This window comes from Mesorhizobium ciceri WSM4083 (genome assembly GCF_000519305.1).
GTDB classification, from domain to species: Bacteria; Pseudomonadota; Alphaproteobacteria; order Rhizobiales; family Rhizobiaceae; genus Mesorhizobium; species Mesorhizobium ciceri_B.
In genome coordinates this window covers 692494-708424 of record NZ_JAFG01000004.1, presented here as the reverse complement: position 1 = coordinate 708424, position 15931 = coordinate 692494, and the positions used below count along the sequence as shown (strand labels likewise).

General features: G+C 61.5%; 19 protein-coding genes. 11 read left to right on the top strand and 8 right to left on the bottom strand.

The genetic code is table 11. From position 1 onward, the window contains the following. Position 1: 1 nt before the first annotated feature. The 4 genes from MESCI2_RS0109225 to MESCI2_RS0109210 are packed head-to-tail and all read right to left on the bottom strand — an operon-like array spanning position 2 to position 4552. Positions 2 to 1102: a glycosyltransferase family 4 protein gene (locus tag MESCI2_RS0109225; protein WP_027036334.1), complete on the bottom strand. Its 1101-nt coding sequence runs from the start codon at positions 1100 to 1102 to the stop codon at positions 2 to 4. Beyond that, the gene (locus MESCI2_RS0109220; protein WP_027036333.1) at positions 1087 to 2379 is read right to left on the bottom strand and encodes a TIGR04295 family B12-binding domain-containing radical SAM protein; all 1293 of its coding nucleotides are present in this window, start codon (positions 2377 to 2379) and stop codon (positions 1087 to 1089) included. The genes MESCI2_RS0109225 and MESCI2_RS0109220 overlap by 16 nt, the downstream gene beginning before the upstream one ends. Then, positions 2376 to 3449, bottom strand: a complete 1074-nt coding sequence (locus MESCI2_RS0109215) for an NAD-dependent epimerase/dehydratase family protein (RefSeq protein ID WP_027036332.1) — start codon at positions 3447 to 3449, stop codon at positions 2376 to 2378. The genes MESCI2_RS0109220 and MESCI2_RS0109215 overlap by 4 nt, the downstream gene beginning before the upstream one ends. Beyond that, positions 3446 to 4552, bottom strand: a complete 1107-nt coding sequence (locus MESCI2_RS0109210) for an NAD-dependent epimerase/dehydratase family protein (RefSeq protein WP_027036331.1) — start codon at positions 4550 to 4552, stop codon at positions 3446 to 3448. The genes MESCI2_RS0109215 and MESCI2_RS0109210 overlap by 4 nt, the downstream gene beginning before the upstream one ends. Before the next feature lie 209 nt (positions 4553 to 4761). Between MESCI2_RS0109210 and MESCI2_RS0109200 the strand changes: the two genes are divergently transcribed. Then, positions 4762 to 5034 (top strand): hypothetical protein, encoded by a 273-nt coding sequence (locus MESCI2_RS0109200; protein WP_027036330.1) that lies wholly within the window; start codon positions 4762 to 4764, stop codon positions 5032 to 5034. 105 nt (positions 5035 to 5139) lie between these two features. On the opposite strand, the gene MESCI2_RS0109195 is transcribed toward MESCI2_RS0109200, so the two are convergent. Continuing rightward, the gene (locus tag MESCI2_RS0109195; RefSeq protein WP_245270268.1) at positions 5140 to 5901 is read right to left on the bottom strand and encodes a response regulator; all 762 of its coding nucleotides are present in this window, start codon (positions 5899 to 5901) and stop codon (positions 5140 to 5142) included. 132 nt (positions 5902 to 6033) lie between these two features. Here MESCI2_RS0109195 and MESCI2_RS0109190 point away from each other — a divergent pair, with 132 nt between their 5' ends. Beyond that, positions 6034 to 9174 carry a CheR family methyltransferase gene (locus MESCI2_RS0109190; protein ID WP_050596515.1) on the top strand — a complete coding sequence of 1047 codons (3141 nt, stop codon included), beginning with the start codon at positions 6034 to 6036 and terminating at the stop codon, positions 9172 to 9174. Then, complete coding sequence (locus tag MESCI2_RS0109185; protein WP_027036327.1) at positions 9171 to 9551, top strand: response regulator; 381 nt, start codon at positions 9171 to 9173, stop codon at positions 9549 to 9551. Before MESCI2_RS0109190 ends, MESCI2_RS0109185 begins: the two co-directional genes overlap by 4 nt. A 19-nt stretch (positions 9552 to 9570) precedes the next feature. Here the strand turns inward: MESCI2_RS0109185 and MESCI2_RS0109180 are convergent, their stop codons facing one another. From MESCI2_RS0109180 to MESCI2_RS0109170, 3 genes are all read right to left on the bottom strand, one after another. Next, complete coding sequence (locus MESCI2_RS0109180) at positions 9571 to 9810, bottom strand: hypothetical protein (RefSeq protein WP_027036326.1); 240 nt, start codon at positions 9808 to 9810, stop codon at positions 9571 to 9573. Between the two features lie 162 nt (positions 9811 to 9972). Next, on the bottom strand, positions 9973 to 11151 hold the full coding sequence (locus MESCI2_RS0109175; RefSeq protein WP_027036325.1) for a zinc-dependent alcohol dehydrogenase: 1179 nt from the start codon (positions 11149 to 11151) through the stop codon (positions 9973 to 9975). A gap of 84 nt (positions 11152 to 11235) precedes the next feature. Continuing rightward, complete coding sequence (locus tag MESCI2_RS0109170; protein ID WP_027036324.1) at positions 11236 to 12021, bottom strand: SDR family NAD(P)-dependent oxidoreductase; 786 nt, start codon at positions 12019 to 12021, stop codon at positions 11236 to 11238. Between the two features lie 354 nt (positions 12022 to 12375). On the opposite strand from MESCI2_RS0109170, the gene MESCI2_RS0109165 reads away from it, so the two are divergent. The 8 genes from MESCI2_RS0109165 to MESCI2_RS0109130 all read left to right on the top strand — a co-directional run bounded on the left by MESCI2_RS0109165 (position 12376) and on the right by MESCI2_RS0109130 (position 15916). Then, positions 12376 to 12642 (top strand): hypothetical protein, encoded by a 267-nt coding sequence (locus tag MESCI2_RS0109165; protein WP_027036323.1) that lies wholly within the window; start codon positions 12376 to 12378, stop codon positions 12640 to 12642. Then, a complete protein-coding gene (locus MESCI2_RS0109160; RefSeq protein WP_027036322.1) occupies positions 12639 to 12857 on the top strand; it encodes a hypothetical protein in 219 nt (72 codons plus the stop codon). Before MESCI2_RS0109165 ends, MESCI2_RS0109160 begins: the two co-directional genes overlap by 4 nt. 4 nt (positions 12858 to 12861) lie before the next feature. Continuing rightward, positions 12862 to 13080: a hypothetical protein gene (locus tag MESCI2_RS0109155; RefSeq protein ID WP_013533184.1), complete on the top strand. Its 219-nt coding sequence runs from the start codon at positions 12862 to 12864 to the stop codon at positions 13078 to 13080. 84 nt (positions 13081 to 13164) lie between these two features. Beyond that, positions 13165 to 13395, top strand: a complete 231-nt coding sequence (locus MESCI2_RS0109150; RefSeq protein ID WP_027036321.1) for a hypothetical protein — start codon at positions 13165 to 13167, stop codon at positions 13393 to 13395. Positions 13396 to 13549: 154 nt separating this feature from the next. After that, positions 13550 to 14005: a hypothetical protein gene (locus MESCI2_RS0109145; RefSeq protein ID WP_027036320.1), complete on the top strand. Its 456-nt coding sequence runs from the start codon at positions 13550 to 13552 to the stop codon at positions 14003 to 14005. Further along, positions 14002 to 15222 (top strand): divalent metal cation transporter, encoded by a 1221-nt coding sequence (locus tag MESCI2_RS0109140; protein WP_027036319.1) that lies wholly within the window; start codon positions 14002 to 14004, stop codon positions 15220 to 15222. Before MESCI2_RS0109145 ends, MESCI2_RS0109140 begins: the two co-directional genes overlap by 4 nt. Beyond that, positions 15222 to 15581, top strand: a complete 360-nt coding sequence (locus MESCI2_RS0109135; RefSeq protein WP_027036318.1) for a hypothetical protein — start codon at positions 15222 to 15224, stop codon at positions 15579 to 15581. Before MESCI2_RS0109140 ends, MESCI2_RS0109135 begins: the two co-directional genes overlap by 1 nt. Then, on the top strand, positions 15581 to 15916 hold the full coding sequence (locus MESCI2_RS0109130; protein ID WP_245270265.1) for a hypothetical protein: 336 nt from the start codon (positions 15581 to 15583) through the stop codon (positions 15914 to 15916). Before MESCI2_RS0109135 ends, MESCI2_RS0109130 begins: the two co-directional genes overlap by 1 nt. Positions 15917 to 15931 lie beyond the last annotated feature (15 nt).

The following is a 15931-nucleotide window of genomic DNA, read 5'->3' as shown; positions in this document are numbered from 1 at the left end:
GTCAGCGTCCAGCCATGGCCAGGGCCGCTTTGTCGTAGACGCCTCGCATGGCCGCCGCTTGCCTGGCCAGCGTAAACCGGCGGCTTCGTCGCATGGCTGCCTGGCCGAGCTCTCGCCTGAGTTCGGCATCGCTGGAGAGACGATTGAGGCAGGCGGCGAGGTCGTGCGGATTGCGCGCGTCAAAGAACATCGCGGCCCCGTCCCATAGTTCGCGATAGGTTGCGATGTCGGAAAGCACCAGGGGCGTCGCGGACATGGCAGCTTCCAGCGCGGCCAGACCGAATGGCTCATAGATTGATGGCGACACGAAAATGCCGGCGCGCGCCATCAAGGAGCGCACCTCGTGAGACGGCAGTGCTCCCAGAGGAACGGCGTAGCTGAAGCCAGCATGCCCGCCGTTCGGACCGTGCATCGAACCGGCGGCAAAGACGGGCCATTGCGTCAGCGACGCGGCCTGGTCGATCACCGCCGCATTCTTGCCCTCGTCCCACCAGCGGGCAGCGGCGAAGACGAGCGGTTGGCGCTTTTCGGCTCTCGGGACGGGGCGGGCGCTATTCGCCACGACGTGCAGGCGCGCGATCGGGCCATAGCAGGTCTCAAGCATGTCGGCGTGGCTGCGGCTCGGCACGATGACTGCGTCGGCCCGATCCAAGCCGCGCCTGTTGCGCTCCTGCTGCCAGGCCCATGCGCGATCCACCGCCTGTTTCCTGACGGCGTGGAACCATGTCGTCACGCAGGAATGGGAGACCACCACGGCCGGGCATGGCGCATCGAATCCCGCCGCCTGCGTCGGCGCGTTGAAATGGACTAGGTCGATGGCGTGGTCGCGCATGGGCGCAAGCAATTCTCGCGGTAGCGCATCCAGGTCGCAGCCGTCGCGGGTCATCCAATCCGGCGGCGTGTTCAACCAGATCAGCGTCGTGAAAGCCTCCGCTTCCTCGGCCTGCTGCCTCGACGGTTGCGGACCGAGGCCGGCAAGCACCACGCTGTCGCCGCCGTTCACAAGTTCCCGTGCCAGATCAAGGGCATAGCGCCATACGCCGCCCACGGCATCGACGGTCATCAGGATGCGCCGCGAGCGCGGCGTCAGTGTCCGCAACATGTCGCCTCCAGTTCCACCAGCGGCCGCGGCCGTCTCTCCTGGATGTCACTGAATTTCTGGAAGGATGCGAGGTAGTGGTCATGGGCCCGCTCCCAGGCAAGGTCGTCGGGTTCGCCCCACAGCTCCCGGTAGCTGGGCGAACTCGGATACGGGTAAAGCGGCACAGGTTCATTGGCCCATACGCCGTTGTCGATCAGGTGGGTTCGCCAGTGCTCGACCAGGGCAGGATCGTCCTCGACGACGCCGATCAGATTGGCTTGAACGAATGGAACGTGACGTCTGGCATCGACGAGCAGCGCGGCGAGTTCCTCGGTGCCCAGCCGGCAGCGCTTGGCCAGCATCGCCCGGCCTTCAACGGTCAGGCTTTCGAGCCCTGCTTCAATGGAGACGCAGCCCGCGGCGCCCAGCAATTCCAGCAGCTCGGGCTTCCACAGATCGATGCGGGTCTGCACGCCGAATTTCACATTGCGATCGACCAAGGCTTCCAGCAACGCTTTTTGCGGCAGGAAGATTTCGTCGATGAAGTAGATGTAGCCGACACCTTGGGCAATCAGCCGATCGATCTCCGCGACCACCGCTTCGTGGTTTCGACGGCGATAGGCATCACGGAAATCGATCTTGGCGCAGAAGCTGCAATTGTAGGGACAGCCGCGCGATGCCTCGACTTCCGCACCGAACCCGACCTGATTGTCATCGAACCTGTGATGGTGATGCGAATGGGCTGCGATCCAGTCCGCTGGCCATTCGAGTGGCGGATGATCGGCAAACGAGCTGGCGTGGACGCCGCCGTTCGAAACCACCTTGGCATCCCGAAGATAGGCGGTTGAGGGCACTGCGCTCCAATCGTCGCGCCGGGCAAGTTGCTCGACGACTTCTTCGCATTCGCCGCGCACGACGATGTCGACGCCGAGCTTGCGCAAGGTCGGCGCCGGCGTTGCCGAGCCGTGCGGCCCTACGGCGACCGTGCGTCCACCGCGCCCGGCGAGGCGGTTGAGGAAATCGGCCGGCACACGCAATTCCGGCGGTGCGCAGCGCCAGAACAGATAGGTCGGGGCGGTACTGACGACGGTCATAGCCGGGGCGAAATCAGCCACCCGCTCGCAGAGACCGGAATTGTCGAGCTTCTGCAACTGCCCATCCAGCATCAGCACCTGATGTCCTGCGGCTTCGAGCAGGGCCTTCGAATAGCCGAGTTCCAGCGGCAGATGCGGTTGGCGGCAGCCAAAATAGATGCTGTCGTCGTAGGTCCAGAATGGATTTACCAAAGCGATTTTCATGCGACGTACCTCACGGCTTCCGGGCGAGCCTCGAGCCGGTGGCGCTGCAGCCAGTCGGCTAGGTCGCGGATGCCTTCGCGCCATGAAACATGGGCCATCCAGCCAAGCGCGATTTTGATCTTGCGGGTGTCGGCGACGAAGAAGGGCTGGTCGCCGGTGCGTTCCCCGTCATGGCGGATTGAAAGGTCATGGCCGGTCAGGCTACGGATCTCGCTCAACAGCCTGCGCAGGCTGACCGCATTTTCCGGGCCGCCGCCAAGATTGAATGCCTGGCCTTTGGTGGTCTCGATGCGATCGAGCACGGCCCTGTAGGCGGCGACGGCATCGGAGACATGCAGGATATCGCGCACTTGCCTGCCGTCGCCGTAAATGGTGATCGGGCGTCCCGTCAGCGCGCTGAGCAGGAAGTGTGCGACCCAGCCCTGATCCTCGGTTCCGAACTGGCGCGGTCCATAGATGCAGCTCATCCGCAGCACCGCCGTCGGCATGCCGTAGGATTTGGCATAGTCGAGCACATACTGATCCGCTGCGCCTTTGGAGCAACCGTAGGGCGTGCAGAAGTCCAGGCCCCGAGCCTCATCGATGCCGTTCGCCTGGATGACGCTGTCGCAAGGCACATAGCGATCGCCGTCCTCGCGGACCGCGACGTCGGGCAGGCTGCCATAGACTTTGTTGGTGCTGGCGAAGATCACCGGGATACGCTCACCGCTCAGTCGCGCCGCCTCCAGAACGTTGAACGTTCCCCGAAGGTTGATGTCGAAATCCTCGCCCGGCTGGACCAGGCTTGTGGTGACGGCGGTTTGCGCGGCTAGATGGAAAATTGCCTTCGAACTCATCAGAGCCGGCGCCAGGGCGTTGGCGTCCCGCACGTCGATGGTTTCAATCGTGAGGCGACTGCCGTGTTTTTGCGCCAGCCATTCAAGGTTCTGCTGGACGCCCGGACGGCTGAGATTGTCGATCACCAATACCGGCTCGCCATCCGACAACAGGCTGTCGGCGAGGTTCGATCCTATGAAGCCGCTGCCGCCGATGATGGCGACCGGCGCGTCGCGTCGATTGCGTGTGTTCATGAGACCAACCCACGTTCTTCGAGCTCGCGCTTCATGTCGGCGCCGCGGTCGACGGCGGACGTGTTACGCACCCAGGAAACGAACTCGCCGAGCGAATTCTCCAGTTGCCGCACCGGCTCGAAACCGAGCAGCTCACGGGCCTTGGAAATATCGGCGAAGCAGTTGCGGATATCGCCGGAGCGGGCTTTGCCGAGCAGTTCCGGCGAGCGGTTCGGTGTCCCCATGGCCTCGGCCAGCAATCGCGCGACTTCGCTGATCGCATAGGCGCGGCCGCTGCCGATGTTGATGACATGACCCTTTGCCTGGCGTTGCTGCAGAGCAAGGCGAAAGGCGCGGGCGACGTCCTGCACATGGACGAAATCGCGCTTCTGTTCGCCATCCTCGAAGATCATTGGCCGTTGGCCGTTGGCGAGACGCGAAGCGAAGTTGGCCAGCACGCCGGTATAGGGGTTCGACAATGCCTGGCCGGCGCCGAAGACATTGAACAGGCGCAGCGCGACCGTATCGATGCCATAGGCTTCGCCGAAGATCAGCGCGGCGCGTTCCTGGGCGTATTTTGTCAGCGCATAGACCGAAGCGAGATCGACCGGCTTTTCTTCGTCCGTCGGCAGCGGCGAGAGGGCGTCTCCCTCAGGCGATAGCGGGTTCCATTGCCCGCTCCTGATGTCGCTCGCCTTGCGCCGAGCATTGTCGACACGCCGGCCGTCTGGCGTTGCATAGAGCCCTTCGCCATAGACGCTCATCGACGAGGCGACGACGATCCGTTCGACCGGGTGCTTGATCAATGCTTCAAGTAGCGTTGCGGTGCCGAGATCATTGGCGCCGACATAGCGCGCGATCTCATACATCGATTGTCCGACGCCGACTTCCGCCGCCAGATGAATGACCGCGTCAACGCCTTCCAGCGCATTGGCGACCGCCTCCCGGTCGCGGACATCGCCCTTGATCAGCTCGGTACCGGCGGGAAGCGCGACGGCTTCGCCCGCATGCACCTGCTCCAGCAGCGCATCGAGGATGCGAACCGAATAATCCTGCTCGACGAGTTCCTGTGCGACATGCCGGCCGATGAAGCCGCAGCCTCCTGTAACCAATATGCGTTTCACGACGACTCCTCAGACAAGTAACCTCGGCGCCCCGAACTTTTCGGCAAAAGGTTTGTTCCCTTGCTTCAACAAAGTTCCTTTGGCCGGTTTCGTTGAGAGCTGGCGCATCGCGATCACGGCGCGGTGCTGGAACATTGACGCCCTTGTGCTGTTAGGACGCCCGACAGCCCTCATGTCCTATGGGGCAACGCCGATCAAAGGAGATTTCAATGTCTCAGTCGCAAACGACCACCAACCACGACGAAATCCGCAAATGGGCCGAGGAGCGGGATGGCCGGCCGGCAGTGGTGCGCACCAAAGGCGAGGGCGGCATCCTGCGGATCGACTTCGGCGAGCCCGAGGAAGCATTCGAACCCATCGAATGGGACGAATTCTTCCGGATATTCGACGAGAATGATTTGGCTTTTCTGTATCAGGCCAAGACCGGGGAGGGGAAAGCCAGCCGTTTCAACAAATTCGTCGAGCGCAGTCAGAAGGGCTGATGACGCGGCCAAGCGGCCGATCTGTACGGCCAAGTTTTCGAGATGTGGTGAACAATGACGGCCCCGCGGCTTGGCACTTCAGCCCGAGAGGCTTTGAAGGTAAAACTAATGCATCAGTTTTGCGCCGCGGCTTTTCGCCATCTCTCGCATGATGCCGTTGAGCCAGTTTTCAGTGGATTGACCAAGCTGTCTGCGGTCGACATCCCGGATCGCTTGCTCGAGCGTCCTCTCGACGAGCCGATCCGATGCGTCGACGTCTCCCAGCAAAAGGCGCGCCGCAAGTCGCAGTTTGGGCAAAAGCGCGAAGACGTCGTCGGACGGGTCCGGCACGGGGATCGCCCGCCCCGATGCCTGCGAGGGAAAGAGTGCGTTGAACACCGCCTGGCTGCCCGAGGATTTCCGCAAATTGCTGGCGTAGCGGAGATGATCGGGAATGGCGATGTCGTCATCGCCACTGAAGAACACGAAGGGGACACCCCGGCGCATCAGCTCATCGGCGATTGGAAACACGCGTCGGCCATTGAGGTTGACGTCCAGGATTGCAGCTTCGGCCGTCTCGGTGTGTCTGGATGCCTGTTCGACGGTAGCAGCGGGACCAAGGATGATGGCGCCCATATTGCTGAAGAACCGCGCAAGATCTCCCGCCATCGTCCATTCGTCTTCGACTATCAGAATATGCAGCCCCCGCAGGTCGCGCACGTCGTCATCCTTTCCTGGAACCGAGTTTAGGATGCATCCGATTTTCTTCCAGAGTTCGGTCGTCCAAAGCGGCCTGCAATCGTTTCGCAAGCACCAGAATGCGATCCGGGACGGGCCGTGCGTCGGAGCAGCCGAGTGGCCCTGACGCTCCCGACGCCGACGGCGCAAGGAGCCTTATATCGGAAGAGCGTTTTGTCATTGAGCCCACCATGGATATCGGGCTCAACGTTATCTGGGGTGACTTGTTCCATCCTCCTCGCGCGCTATATGGTTGTGTCCTGTCTGATCCGACCTTTGACGATGCCGGACCAGGCGAAAAGGGGGCATGACGTGACAGCTCAGCCGAAAAGGTTTCCCATCGTGGGCATCGGCGCGTCCGCGGGTGGTATTCCCGCGATGGAGGGCCTTTTCAAGGGCGTGACCGGTCAGCCTGGTATGGCTTTCGTCATCATCACGCATCTCAGCCCCAAGCGCGAAAGCCTGTTGCACGAGGTCATCAGCCGCTACACCGACATGCCTGTCATTGTGATCGAGGACGGCATGGTGGTTCAACCTGACCACGTCTATGTGATGCCGCAAAACGTAACATTGGCGATCGAATCGGGGATGCTGCACCTGCGACGGCCTGATGGGCTCACCCAGGAGCGCAAGCCTATCGATATCTTCTTCAGCGCATTGGGCGAAGACCAGGGTGAATATGCCGTCGGCGTCATCCTGTCGGGCGGCGACTCCGATGGAACCCTGGGTGCCAAGGCCATCAAGGAGCGGGGCGGGTTTACCGTCGCGCAAGCGCCGGACGGCTACGGGCCGCGCAATCCCGACATGCCGCAGAGCGCCATTGCCAGCGGGCTCGTCGATGTCGCTGTGCCCGCCGAGGAGATCGGGGCGAAGCTGGAGGCTTTCGCCCGCGGCTTCGACACGCTGGAAGGGCTGGCGGAAGAGGATGGTGACCATACGGCCGACATCGACAAGGTGCGAGAACAGATATACGCCATTCTGCGCAGCCACTCCGGCCATGATTTCTCGGGCTACAAGACCAAGACGTTTCTGCGCCGCGTGAAGCGGCGCATGCAGATCGCCCAGGTCCATTCCATCAGCGCCTATATAGACTGGCTGAAGAAGGATGCTCGCGAGGTGATGAACCTTTTTCGCGATCTGCTGATCAACGTCACCAACTTCTTTCGCGACCCCGATGCCTTCGAGTTGCTGGAGCGAAAGATCATACCGCAGTTGTTCGACGGCAAGACCGCCAGCGACACCGTCAGGGTCTGGGTTCCCGGATGCGCCACGGGCGAGGAGGTGTTCTCCATCGGCATGCTGCTGCGCGAACACATGGAGAAGCTTACGGTCGTTCCGCGCGTCCAGATATTCGCCACCGACATAGACGAGCCGGCGCTGGCGGTGGCGCGGGCGGCACGCTATCCGGAAGCCTTGCTGCAAGGTCTTTCTCCCGAACGCAAACAGCGGTTTTTCAACGGCGATGGCGAAAGCTATGTCCTCAGCAATGAGATACGCGAACTGTGCATCTTCTCGCCGCACAGCGTCATTCGCGATCCGCCCTTCTCGCGCATGGACCTGGTCTCCTGCCGCAATCTGCTGATCTATTTCGGCCCGATCATCCAAAACCGCGTCATCCCTGTCTTCCATTATGCGCTGAAGCCCGGCGGTTATCTTTTCCTCGGCACCTCTGAAAGCGTCGGGCAGCACGACGATCTGTTCGCTACCGTCGACAAGAAACATCGCATCTTCCAGGCGCGGGAGCATGCCTCACCGCACATCAGACTGCCGGCCCTGATCGGGGAAAGCCATTCCAGCGTCTTCCCATCCGAAAGCGCCGGCTCGAAGAAGGGACTTGTCGGCTATCCCCTGCGGCAGGCAGTGGAGGCGCAGGTTCTGGAACGGTTCGCGCCGCCGCATGTCCTGGTCAACGCCGAGGGTGATGTCGTCTACTATTCGGCCAGGACCGGCAGATATCTCGAAGCGCCGCAAGGGATTCCCAGCCGGCAGTTGCTGACGATGGCTAGGCGTGGGCTGCGGCTGGATCTCCGCGCCGCGCTGCGCGAAGCGACGACAACGCGCCGCACAGTGGTGCGGGAAAACCTGACCGTGGAGGAAGACGACGAACGGGTCCAGCCGATCAGGCTGACGATCGAACCGCTCGTCGAACGTGGCAATGGCGAGCCGCTTTATCTCGTCCTGTTCGAACCGTCGGGGCCGACCCAGGCCCGCTCAGAGGAAGACGGCGGCGGCCGTGACAGTGACAGCACCGTCGATCTCGAGCGGGAACTGCGCGACACCAGGGAGCGCCTGCAATCGACGATCGAGGAGTACGAGACCGCGCTGGAGGAGGTGAAATCGTCGAACGAGGAACTCGTCTCCGTCAATGAGGAGGCGCAATCCACCAACGAGGAACTGGAAGCCTCGAAGGAGGAGATGCAGTCGCTCAACGAGGAGCTCAACACGATCAACGCCGAGTTGACGGCCAAGATAGATGAGCTCGACCACGCCAACGGCGATCTGCGCAACCTGTTCGAAAGCACCGACATCGCGACCATCTTCCTCGACCGCAGCCTTGTGGTGCGAACCTTCACGCCGGCGGCGTCATCCTTCTTCAGCCTGCGTCCCTCCGATGTCGGCCGGCCGCTGACGGATCTGTCGAGCCAGCTCGACTACCCCGAGTTGAAGCAGCACATCGACAAGGTTTTCGAGACAGGTGAGATCCTGAATCACCATCTGGCGCGCGATGATAGGGGCCTGTTCCACATGGTCCGCATCAATCCCTATCGGGACAAGGGCAACAGGATCCAGGGCGTGGTGGTGACACTTGTCGACGTCACCACGCTGGCAGAAGCGGAAGAGCATCAGCAGGTGCTCATCTCGGAACTCAACCATCGGGTCAAGAACATGCTTGCGGTGATCGCCAGCATTGCAAGCCGCACGCGGGAAAGTTCTGATACGAAGGAGGAGTTCGCGGATGCGCTGATCGGTCGCCTGCATGCCATGTCGCGGACATACGGCCTGCTGACCCGGGAGAGATGGAAAGAAGCCTCGGTCAGGGAATTGCTCCAGCAGGAACTCGAACCATTCGGCATCGAACGGATCGAACTCGATGGAGAGGACGTGAAACTAGGTCCGCAACAGGGGCTTTCCCTCAGTATGGCCATTCATGAACTGGCTACCAACGCCGCCAAATACGGCGCTTTGTCAAAGACCGACGGCAAGGTCAGTGTGCAATGGTCGATCGAGGATGACAGTTTCACATTTGGCTGGCGAGAGAAGGACGGCCCTCCTGTCAAGGCGCCGTTGGACAACGGCTTTGGCCTGACCCTGTTGCAGGGAGAAATCGGTTACAGGCTCGGCGGCCACGTCGAAACCGCGTTCCACAAGGACGGCCTCAGCGTCCAGATTGCGTTTCCAGCAAACCCGAAGGAGGCGCCGTGAGCGACGACAGGCCGCGTGTTCTGGTGGTAGAGGACGAATGGCTGATCGCCGAAGACGTCGCGTCTCGCCTGCGCGCGGCGGGTTACCCGGTGATCGGCCCGGTCTCGTCGGTCGCCGCGGCTCATCGGCTTATCGATGCAGGCAAAGTCGACGTGGCGCTGCTGGACATTCAATTGAATGGCGAAACAAGTCTGCCCGTGGCCGAAACATTGCTGGCTTGCGGCATCCCCTTCGCCTTCATGACCGGATTTGGGCCGCGCGACGTTCCCACGCCCTTCCGAAACTGCAAATTCGTGCCGAAGCCGGCAGGCGACGCTGCCCTTCTCAACACCCTGACCGACCTGGCAGCGCTTCGTCCCGACACGCATTCGTCGTGATTTCAACAGGCGGTTTCGATCAGTCCAAGGGCTTGTCCGTCGGCCGAGGCGTGGTGCTCGCCTGACGCGGCCGCCCGGCGTTTCGATTGGCAACCGGATTGTCCAGCAGCGCGGTCGACGGCCGGGATGTGCCTGCGGTTTTCGGAGTCAGCGGCTTGCCACCGGCATCGGTGTCATTGGCATCCCGTCTCGGGTGCGGCAGACCATCGGCGTTCGGAGACCGGAGGCTGGGTTTCGATGTGGAATTCTCATTGCTCATGGCAGCACCTTCCTTTGCATCGGGTGGGGCACGGCAGTCTCGCCGCCGTGAAGTCTGCAGGTCAACCGCCGCCGCGATCGAAGGTTCCAGATGCCAATGGCTCCGCTGCGACCCACGGCCGCGGACTTGCCCAGGGCAGACCTGGTGCGAGATCCCGACGTCTCAGCCATGCGGTCGCATCACCACCTTGATGCAGCCATCCTGCTTGTCGCGGAACGTCTTGTAGAGATCCGGCCCGGCTTCGAGATCCGCCCGGTGCGTGATCACGAAGGAGGGATCGATGTCGCCCTTCTGGACCATGGCCAGGAGCGGTTCAAGATAGCGTTGAGTGTGCGTCTGACCCATTCGGAAGGTCAGGCCCTTGTTCATGGCGGCGCCGAACGGAATGTGATCGACGAGGCCGATATAGACGCCGGGCACCGAGATGGTGCCGCCTTTGCGGCAGGAGTAGATTGCTTCGCGCAGTACATGCGGCCTGTCGGTGCCGAGATAGACGGCAGCCTTGACCTTGTCGAGCATGGCGTCGGCACTGGCGCCGGGATCGGACTCCGTCCCGACACAGTCGATGCAGCGATCCGGGCCGCGGCCATCGGTCATCGCCATCAATGCGTCGTAGATGTCGGAGTTGCTGAAGTCGAGCGTCTCGGCCTTGCCGTGCTCGCGAGCCATCGCCAGCCGCTCCGGCACCTTGTCTATGGCAATGACGCGGCCGGCGCCGAGCATCCATGCGCTCTGGATGGCGAACTGGCCGACCGGACCGCAGCCCCATATAGCGACGGTATCGCCTGGCTCGATGCCGGCGTTTTCAGCCGCCATGTAGCCGGTCGGGAAGATATCAGAGAGGAACAGCACCTGTTCATCGTCCATTCCATCGGGCACCTTTATCGGACCGACATCGGCGAAGGGCACGCGCAGATATTCTGCCTGTCCGCCCCAATAGCCGCCGACCAGATGCGAATAGCCGAACAGGCCAGCCGGGGATTGTCCCATCACTTCGGCGGCCTGTTTGGCATTGGGATTGGACCTGTCGCAAAGCGAGAACAGCCCCTTCTGGCAAAACCAGCATTCACCACATGAGATGTTGAAAGGCACCACGATGCGGTCGCCCTTTCTAAATTTCGAATGGCCGCGGCCGACTTCGACGACCTCGCCCATGGTCTCGTGTCCGAGCACATCGCCAGATTCCATGGTCGGCATATATCCGTTCATCAGATGCAGGTCCGAGCCGCATATGGCGCAACAGGTGACTTTGATGATGACGTCGCGATCATCCTCAATGCCGGGATCAGCCACCTGATCGCATCGAATGTCGCCTTTGCCGTGCCACGTGAGCGCTTTCATGATGGTGCTCCTTTGTTGGAAGAAGGTTGAAGGGGCAGGTCGGATCAAAGGCGCCTCTGAACCTCTGCCGTGATGCCAGATTGATCAGTCTTTGGACGCGGAACCGGGCTCGGCCATCTTGCGGTGCTGTTCGGCCAGAGTGCCTGCCGGCATCAGATGCGCCGCGGCGACCTGCAGCTTGTTCTTCCAACCGCTGATGACTTGTTCCTCGCCGGCCATCATCGCCTCGTAACCGGCTTTGGCGACATCGGCGGGATTGTCCTTCTCATCGCTGCCGACCTTGGTATCCATCATTTCGGCGCGTTCGAAGAACCGGGTCTGTGTGGCCCCGGGCATCAGCACGGTGACTGTGACGCCGGTGTTCTGCAACTCATGACGCAGCGCGATCGAGAAGGAATCGATGAAGGCCTTGGTGCCGTTGTAGACGGCCTGGAAAGTGCCGGGCATGAAACCAGCGATCGATCCTGTGAAGAGAATGCGGCCTCGTCCGCGGCTTGCCATCCTGGCTCCGAGTTGATGCGCGAGATAGACGGTCCCGGTGACGTTGGTGTCGATGATGCGGCGGACTTTTTGCCAATCCTGGTTGACGAAACCACGGCCGAGCCCACGTCCGGCATTCAGGAACAACAGATCGACATCGCGATCGCCTATCCCGGCGATCAAACGATCGACACCTTCCTCGGTCGCCAGATCGGCCTCGATGGCTTCGACAGTCACACCACGCGAACCCAGCGCCTCGGCGGCCTGCCGGACCGCGGGTTCGTCGGCGGCTATGATCAGGTGGTAGCCGTCCTTGGCGCACAGTTTGGCGAGTTCCTTCCCAATGCCGCTTGAGGCGCCCGTCACCACGGCCAACTTTTCATTCGTCATCACATCCTCCGAACCTCGCTTGGGCCGAACCGCTATAGGGGCTGATTGTTCCGTGCGGAGAGGTTGAATGCGTGACCTATGCAGGCCGTGACAACGATTTGTTCTTGAGTTCATCCAAGCCACGCACAACGCGGCGTGGAGAGGTGGAACAACTCAGGTCTATAAGAGTTCGATATCCGTGCAGCGTCTTTGCTCCCCTTGTTTGATGCTGCACGATCGGGTCCCCCTCAGCCTGATCCAGCCCGCGCGTCCCTGCTAGGGGAGCGCGGGCTTTCCCGTGAAGTCGGCGGTCATGTTTTTAAGTCGGGTGGGAACAACGTACCCCTTCCGTAGTTCGGCGCGAGGAGGAACAAAATGCAATACGCCGAAGAAATCGCGCTCAGGCGCGTGAAGATGCTGGTCGAACAATACGTTGTCGCCAGGAGCAGGAGATATGATTTCGTCTCGACCGAACTTGCCTGCAAGGCCATTCGCCAGGTCGTGCGAAGCCCGATCGAAGACGCCGAGCTGGACCATCTGCTGGCTAGAAGCGCGGTCAAACAAGGGCTCTCGGTGCGGTTCGACCGAATAGGCCATTGGCAGGCGGCTTCGCCCGGACTCAGCCAGGAGAAATCAGCATGAGAGCAGTGTTTTTGATGTTGGCGGCATTGCTCGCCTTGACGGGGTGCAACGACAATGCCGATCCAGCCAAGTCCAAGACGGATACCACGAACAGCCAGCCGGTCGACAAGAATCCCACGACGGACACCAACCCGACACCGCAGACCAGCACCGGCGGCGACCAGCAAGGTACGCAGCCAACCCAGCCGGCGTCTCCAAAACCAAGTGGCGGCTAGGCCTATGGAGCGACGCAACGCAATAATCTCGCTGGTGATAGCGGCGGTCATCATTGTCGGTTTCGTCGTCGGCTTTTTCTACGTTGATATGGGCTGGCAGACATCCCCGCTGAAACGCGCGCCGGAGCAGAACCAGGGCGGCAATGCCCCGGCGGATACCGCCCCGGCTGCGGGCGTCCAGAAAAATCCGAGGGAAAACACGGAAATGCCGGGGCAACAGTGATCGACGGCCGGCAGCAACGGGAGAGGGCGGCCTCGCGGTGCCGCTGCCGAACTGAGATCAACACAGCACCGATCTGGAGTGTGGATGATGGGCATCCTTTCCGACCTCGACAAGAAGCTGACGGACAATATGTACGAGCATGGCAGCGAACACACCGACGCGGTTTCGGATCTGCCGGAAACAGTCGTCGAAGCGGTCGAAGGGCTGATGTTTTTCATCCAGCCCGACGCGCGCGACACAGTCAGGAGTCAGATTCTCGGCCTCATTCACGAATACAGAATCCAAGACGCTTCGAGTGGGGATCGCCCCGATTGACCTTCAGCACCACACTGACGCTGACGCTGCAATCGAAACCCGATTGAGACCGCCTCGTGCTCCGGATCGGGAGCCGCGGTTGTTGACGGACTCATCCAGAGCTCTAGATCAGATTTACGCCGGCCGCGGTTTGTTGGGTCGGGGAGACTATTCTGTGGCGCATCAAACGCCGGATTTGATCGTTAGACGCCGCTATCTCAGGCTCGACTGCCTATGCCTGCTTTTGCTGATGTTGTCGGCATGCTCATCTTCCGATCAGATCGAGCAGCAATCACGAACTGCGGCCTCCGCATCGCAGACCGTGTTGATGGCGCTGGACGCCTGGGCGGCAGGGGCGGCGCCGACTGCATACACGGTGGATACGCTGCAATCGATCGGCAAGACGCTTGCCGATGTCGGGGAACAAATCCGGTCCGCCGAAACCAGTGCACCCGCCGAGCAAGCTTCCCTTACAAAAGCAGTCAACGATTTGTCGGCCGCGGTGGCGCGTGCCGAGGCCGGATTGCAGGCAGATGACCGGCCGGGAGTCCAGAACGCGCAACAGGATCTACGGCTGGCGTCGCGTTCGCTCGTTACCGCGTACGCCAAGTATGTCGCGCCGAAGCCATGAAGAAGCTCATGGAAATATCCCTCGGCGTGGTCACCAGCGTCGGCGGCTTCCTCGAAGTTGGGTCCATGGCGACGGCGGCGCAGGCAGGCGCGATGTTTGGCTTCCAGTTGATCTGGGCGGTGGTGCTCGGCACCATCTGCATCATCTTCCTTGTCGAAATGTCCGGCCGGTTCGCGGCTGTGAGCCATCACACGATCTCCGACGGCATCCGCGAAAGGTTCGGCTTCAACGTCTTTCTATGGCCGTTGCTTGCCGCCCTGCTGGTCAATTTCCTGGTGCTGTCCGCCGAGATCGGCGGCGTTGCCATTGCGCTCGAATTTGCGACCGGCATCGGCTTCCAGTGGTGGGCGCTACCGGTGGCTTTGCTGGCATGGCTGCTGCTCTGGAAGGGCACGTTCGGCTTCATCGAGAAGGGCGTTTCGATCCTCGGTCTGGTAACGCTGTGTTTCGTCGTCGGAGCGGTGATGCTGAGACCTGACTGGACGGCAGTCGCAAGGAGCGCCTTGCCTTCGATGCCGGTCCACGATGTCGCCAATTACTGGTTCATGGCGGTCAGCATTCTCGGCGCCTCGATATCGCCCTACCTCTTCATGTTCTATTCCTCGGGGGCCATCGAGGACCGGTGGGACAAAAGCTATCTCGGAGCCAATCGGGCCATCGCGGGGTTGGGCATGACCTTCGGGGGCACCATCTCGATCGGCGTGTTGATCGTGGCCGCTCTCGTACTCGCCACGCATGGCGTCACCCAGGTGGACGACTATCACCAGTTGCCGTTGATGCTGATCCCCATATTCGGCTTCTGGGGCTTCGTGCTGTTTGTTGCTTCTCTCGCCATCGCCTGCTTCGGCGCCGCACTAGAGGTCGGGTTGCAACAGGCCTATCTTGTGGCCCAAGGGTTCGGCTGGAATTGGGGCGAGGATCGCAAGCCGCGCGACGATCCGGGTTTCAGCGCCACCTACACGATATCATTGGTGTTGGCGGCTATTCCCATCGCGCTTGGTCTTGACCCGCTAAGGATCACCATCTTTTCCATGGCGCTGACGGCAGCCAGCCTGCCGCTGACGGTCGTCCCGTTCCTGTTTCTGCTGAACGACAAACGTTATGTCGGCGAGCATCGCAATGGAATTTTGTCAAATGCCGCCGTCATCTTCATCATCGCGCTTGGCTTCGTGCTGGCCGTGGTGACCATCCCGCTGCAGATATTCGGAGGCACATGATGAAGTTACTGCGTGATCTCCTGGACAAGCAGGTGGTCGATCGCGAGCAGGTCAAGATCGGCAAGGTCGACGGGTTGGTGGCGGAGTTGCGGTCTGGCAAGCCGCCCCGGATCATTGCGATCGAGCTCGGCTCCATCACCCTGGCGCGTCGCCTCGGCGCACGGCCCGGGCGCTGGATGGCGCGGCTCGCGGTCAAGCTGGGCGGCAGGCAACATGGCGAGCCTCATCGGATCGCCTGGCACAAGGTGAAAGATATCGGCATCGATCTCGAGTTCGACATCGATGTGCGAGAAACGTCGATCTTCGCCTGGCAGGACTGGTTGCGCGACCATGTCATCGGGCGCATTCCCGGAGCTTGATGATGATCACGGTCAATCTCGAGCATCTGGCAGGGCGACGCGTACTCTCGCAACGCGGCAAGAATGTCGGCTATATCGAGGAGATCCGCGCCGAACGGGACGGTGACGATTTCGTCGTCACCGAATTCCATGTCGGGGTCTACGCTGCTTTCGTGCGTCTTTCGGCCTCGGCCATAGGCGTGGCGGTGCTCGATCTTTTCCGATTGCGCCGCCGCGACGGTCTATACCGTATCCCTTGGGACAAGCTCGACATCTCCGATCCCGCGCGACCGCGGCTGCTGTGCCCAATGACTGAACTCTCGGGCATGAAGGGCGAGCCGGACCTCCAGGAGTAGGTCGTGGGTACTGCA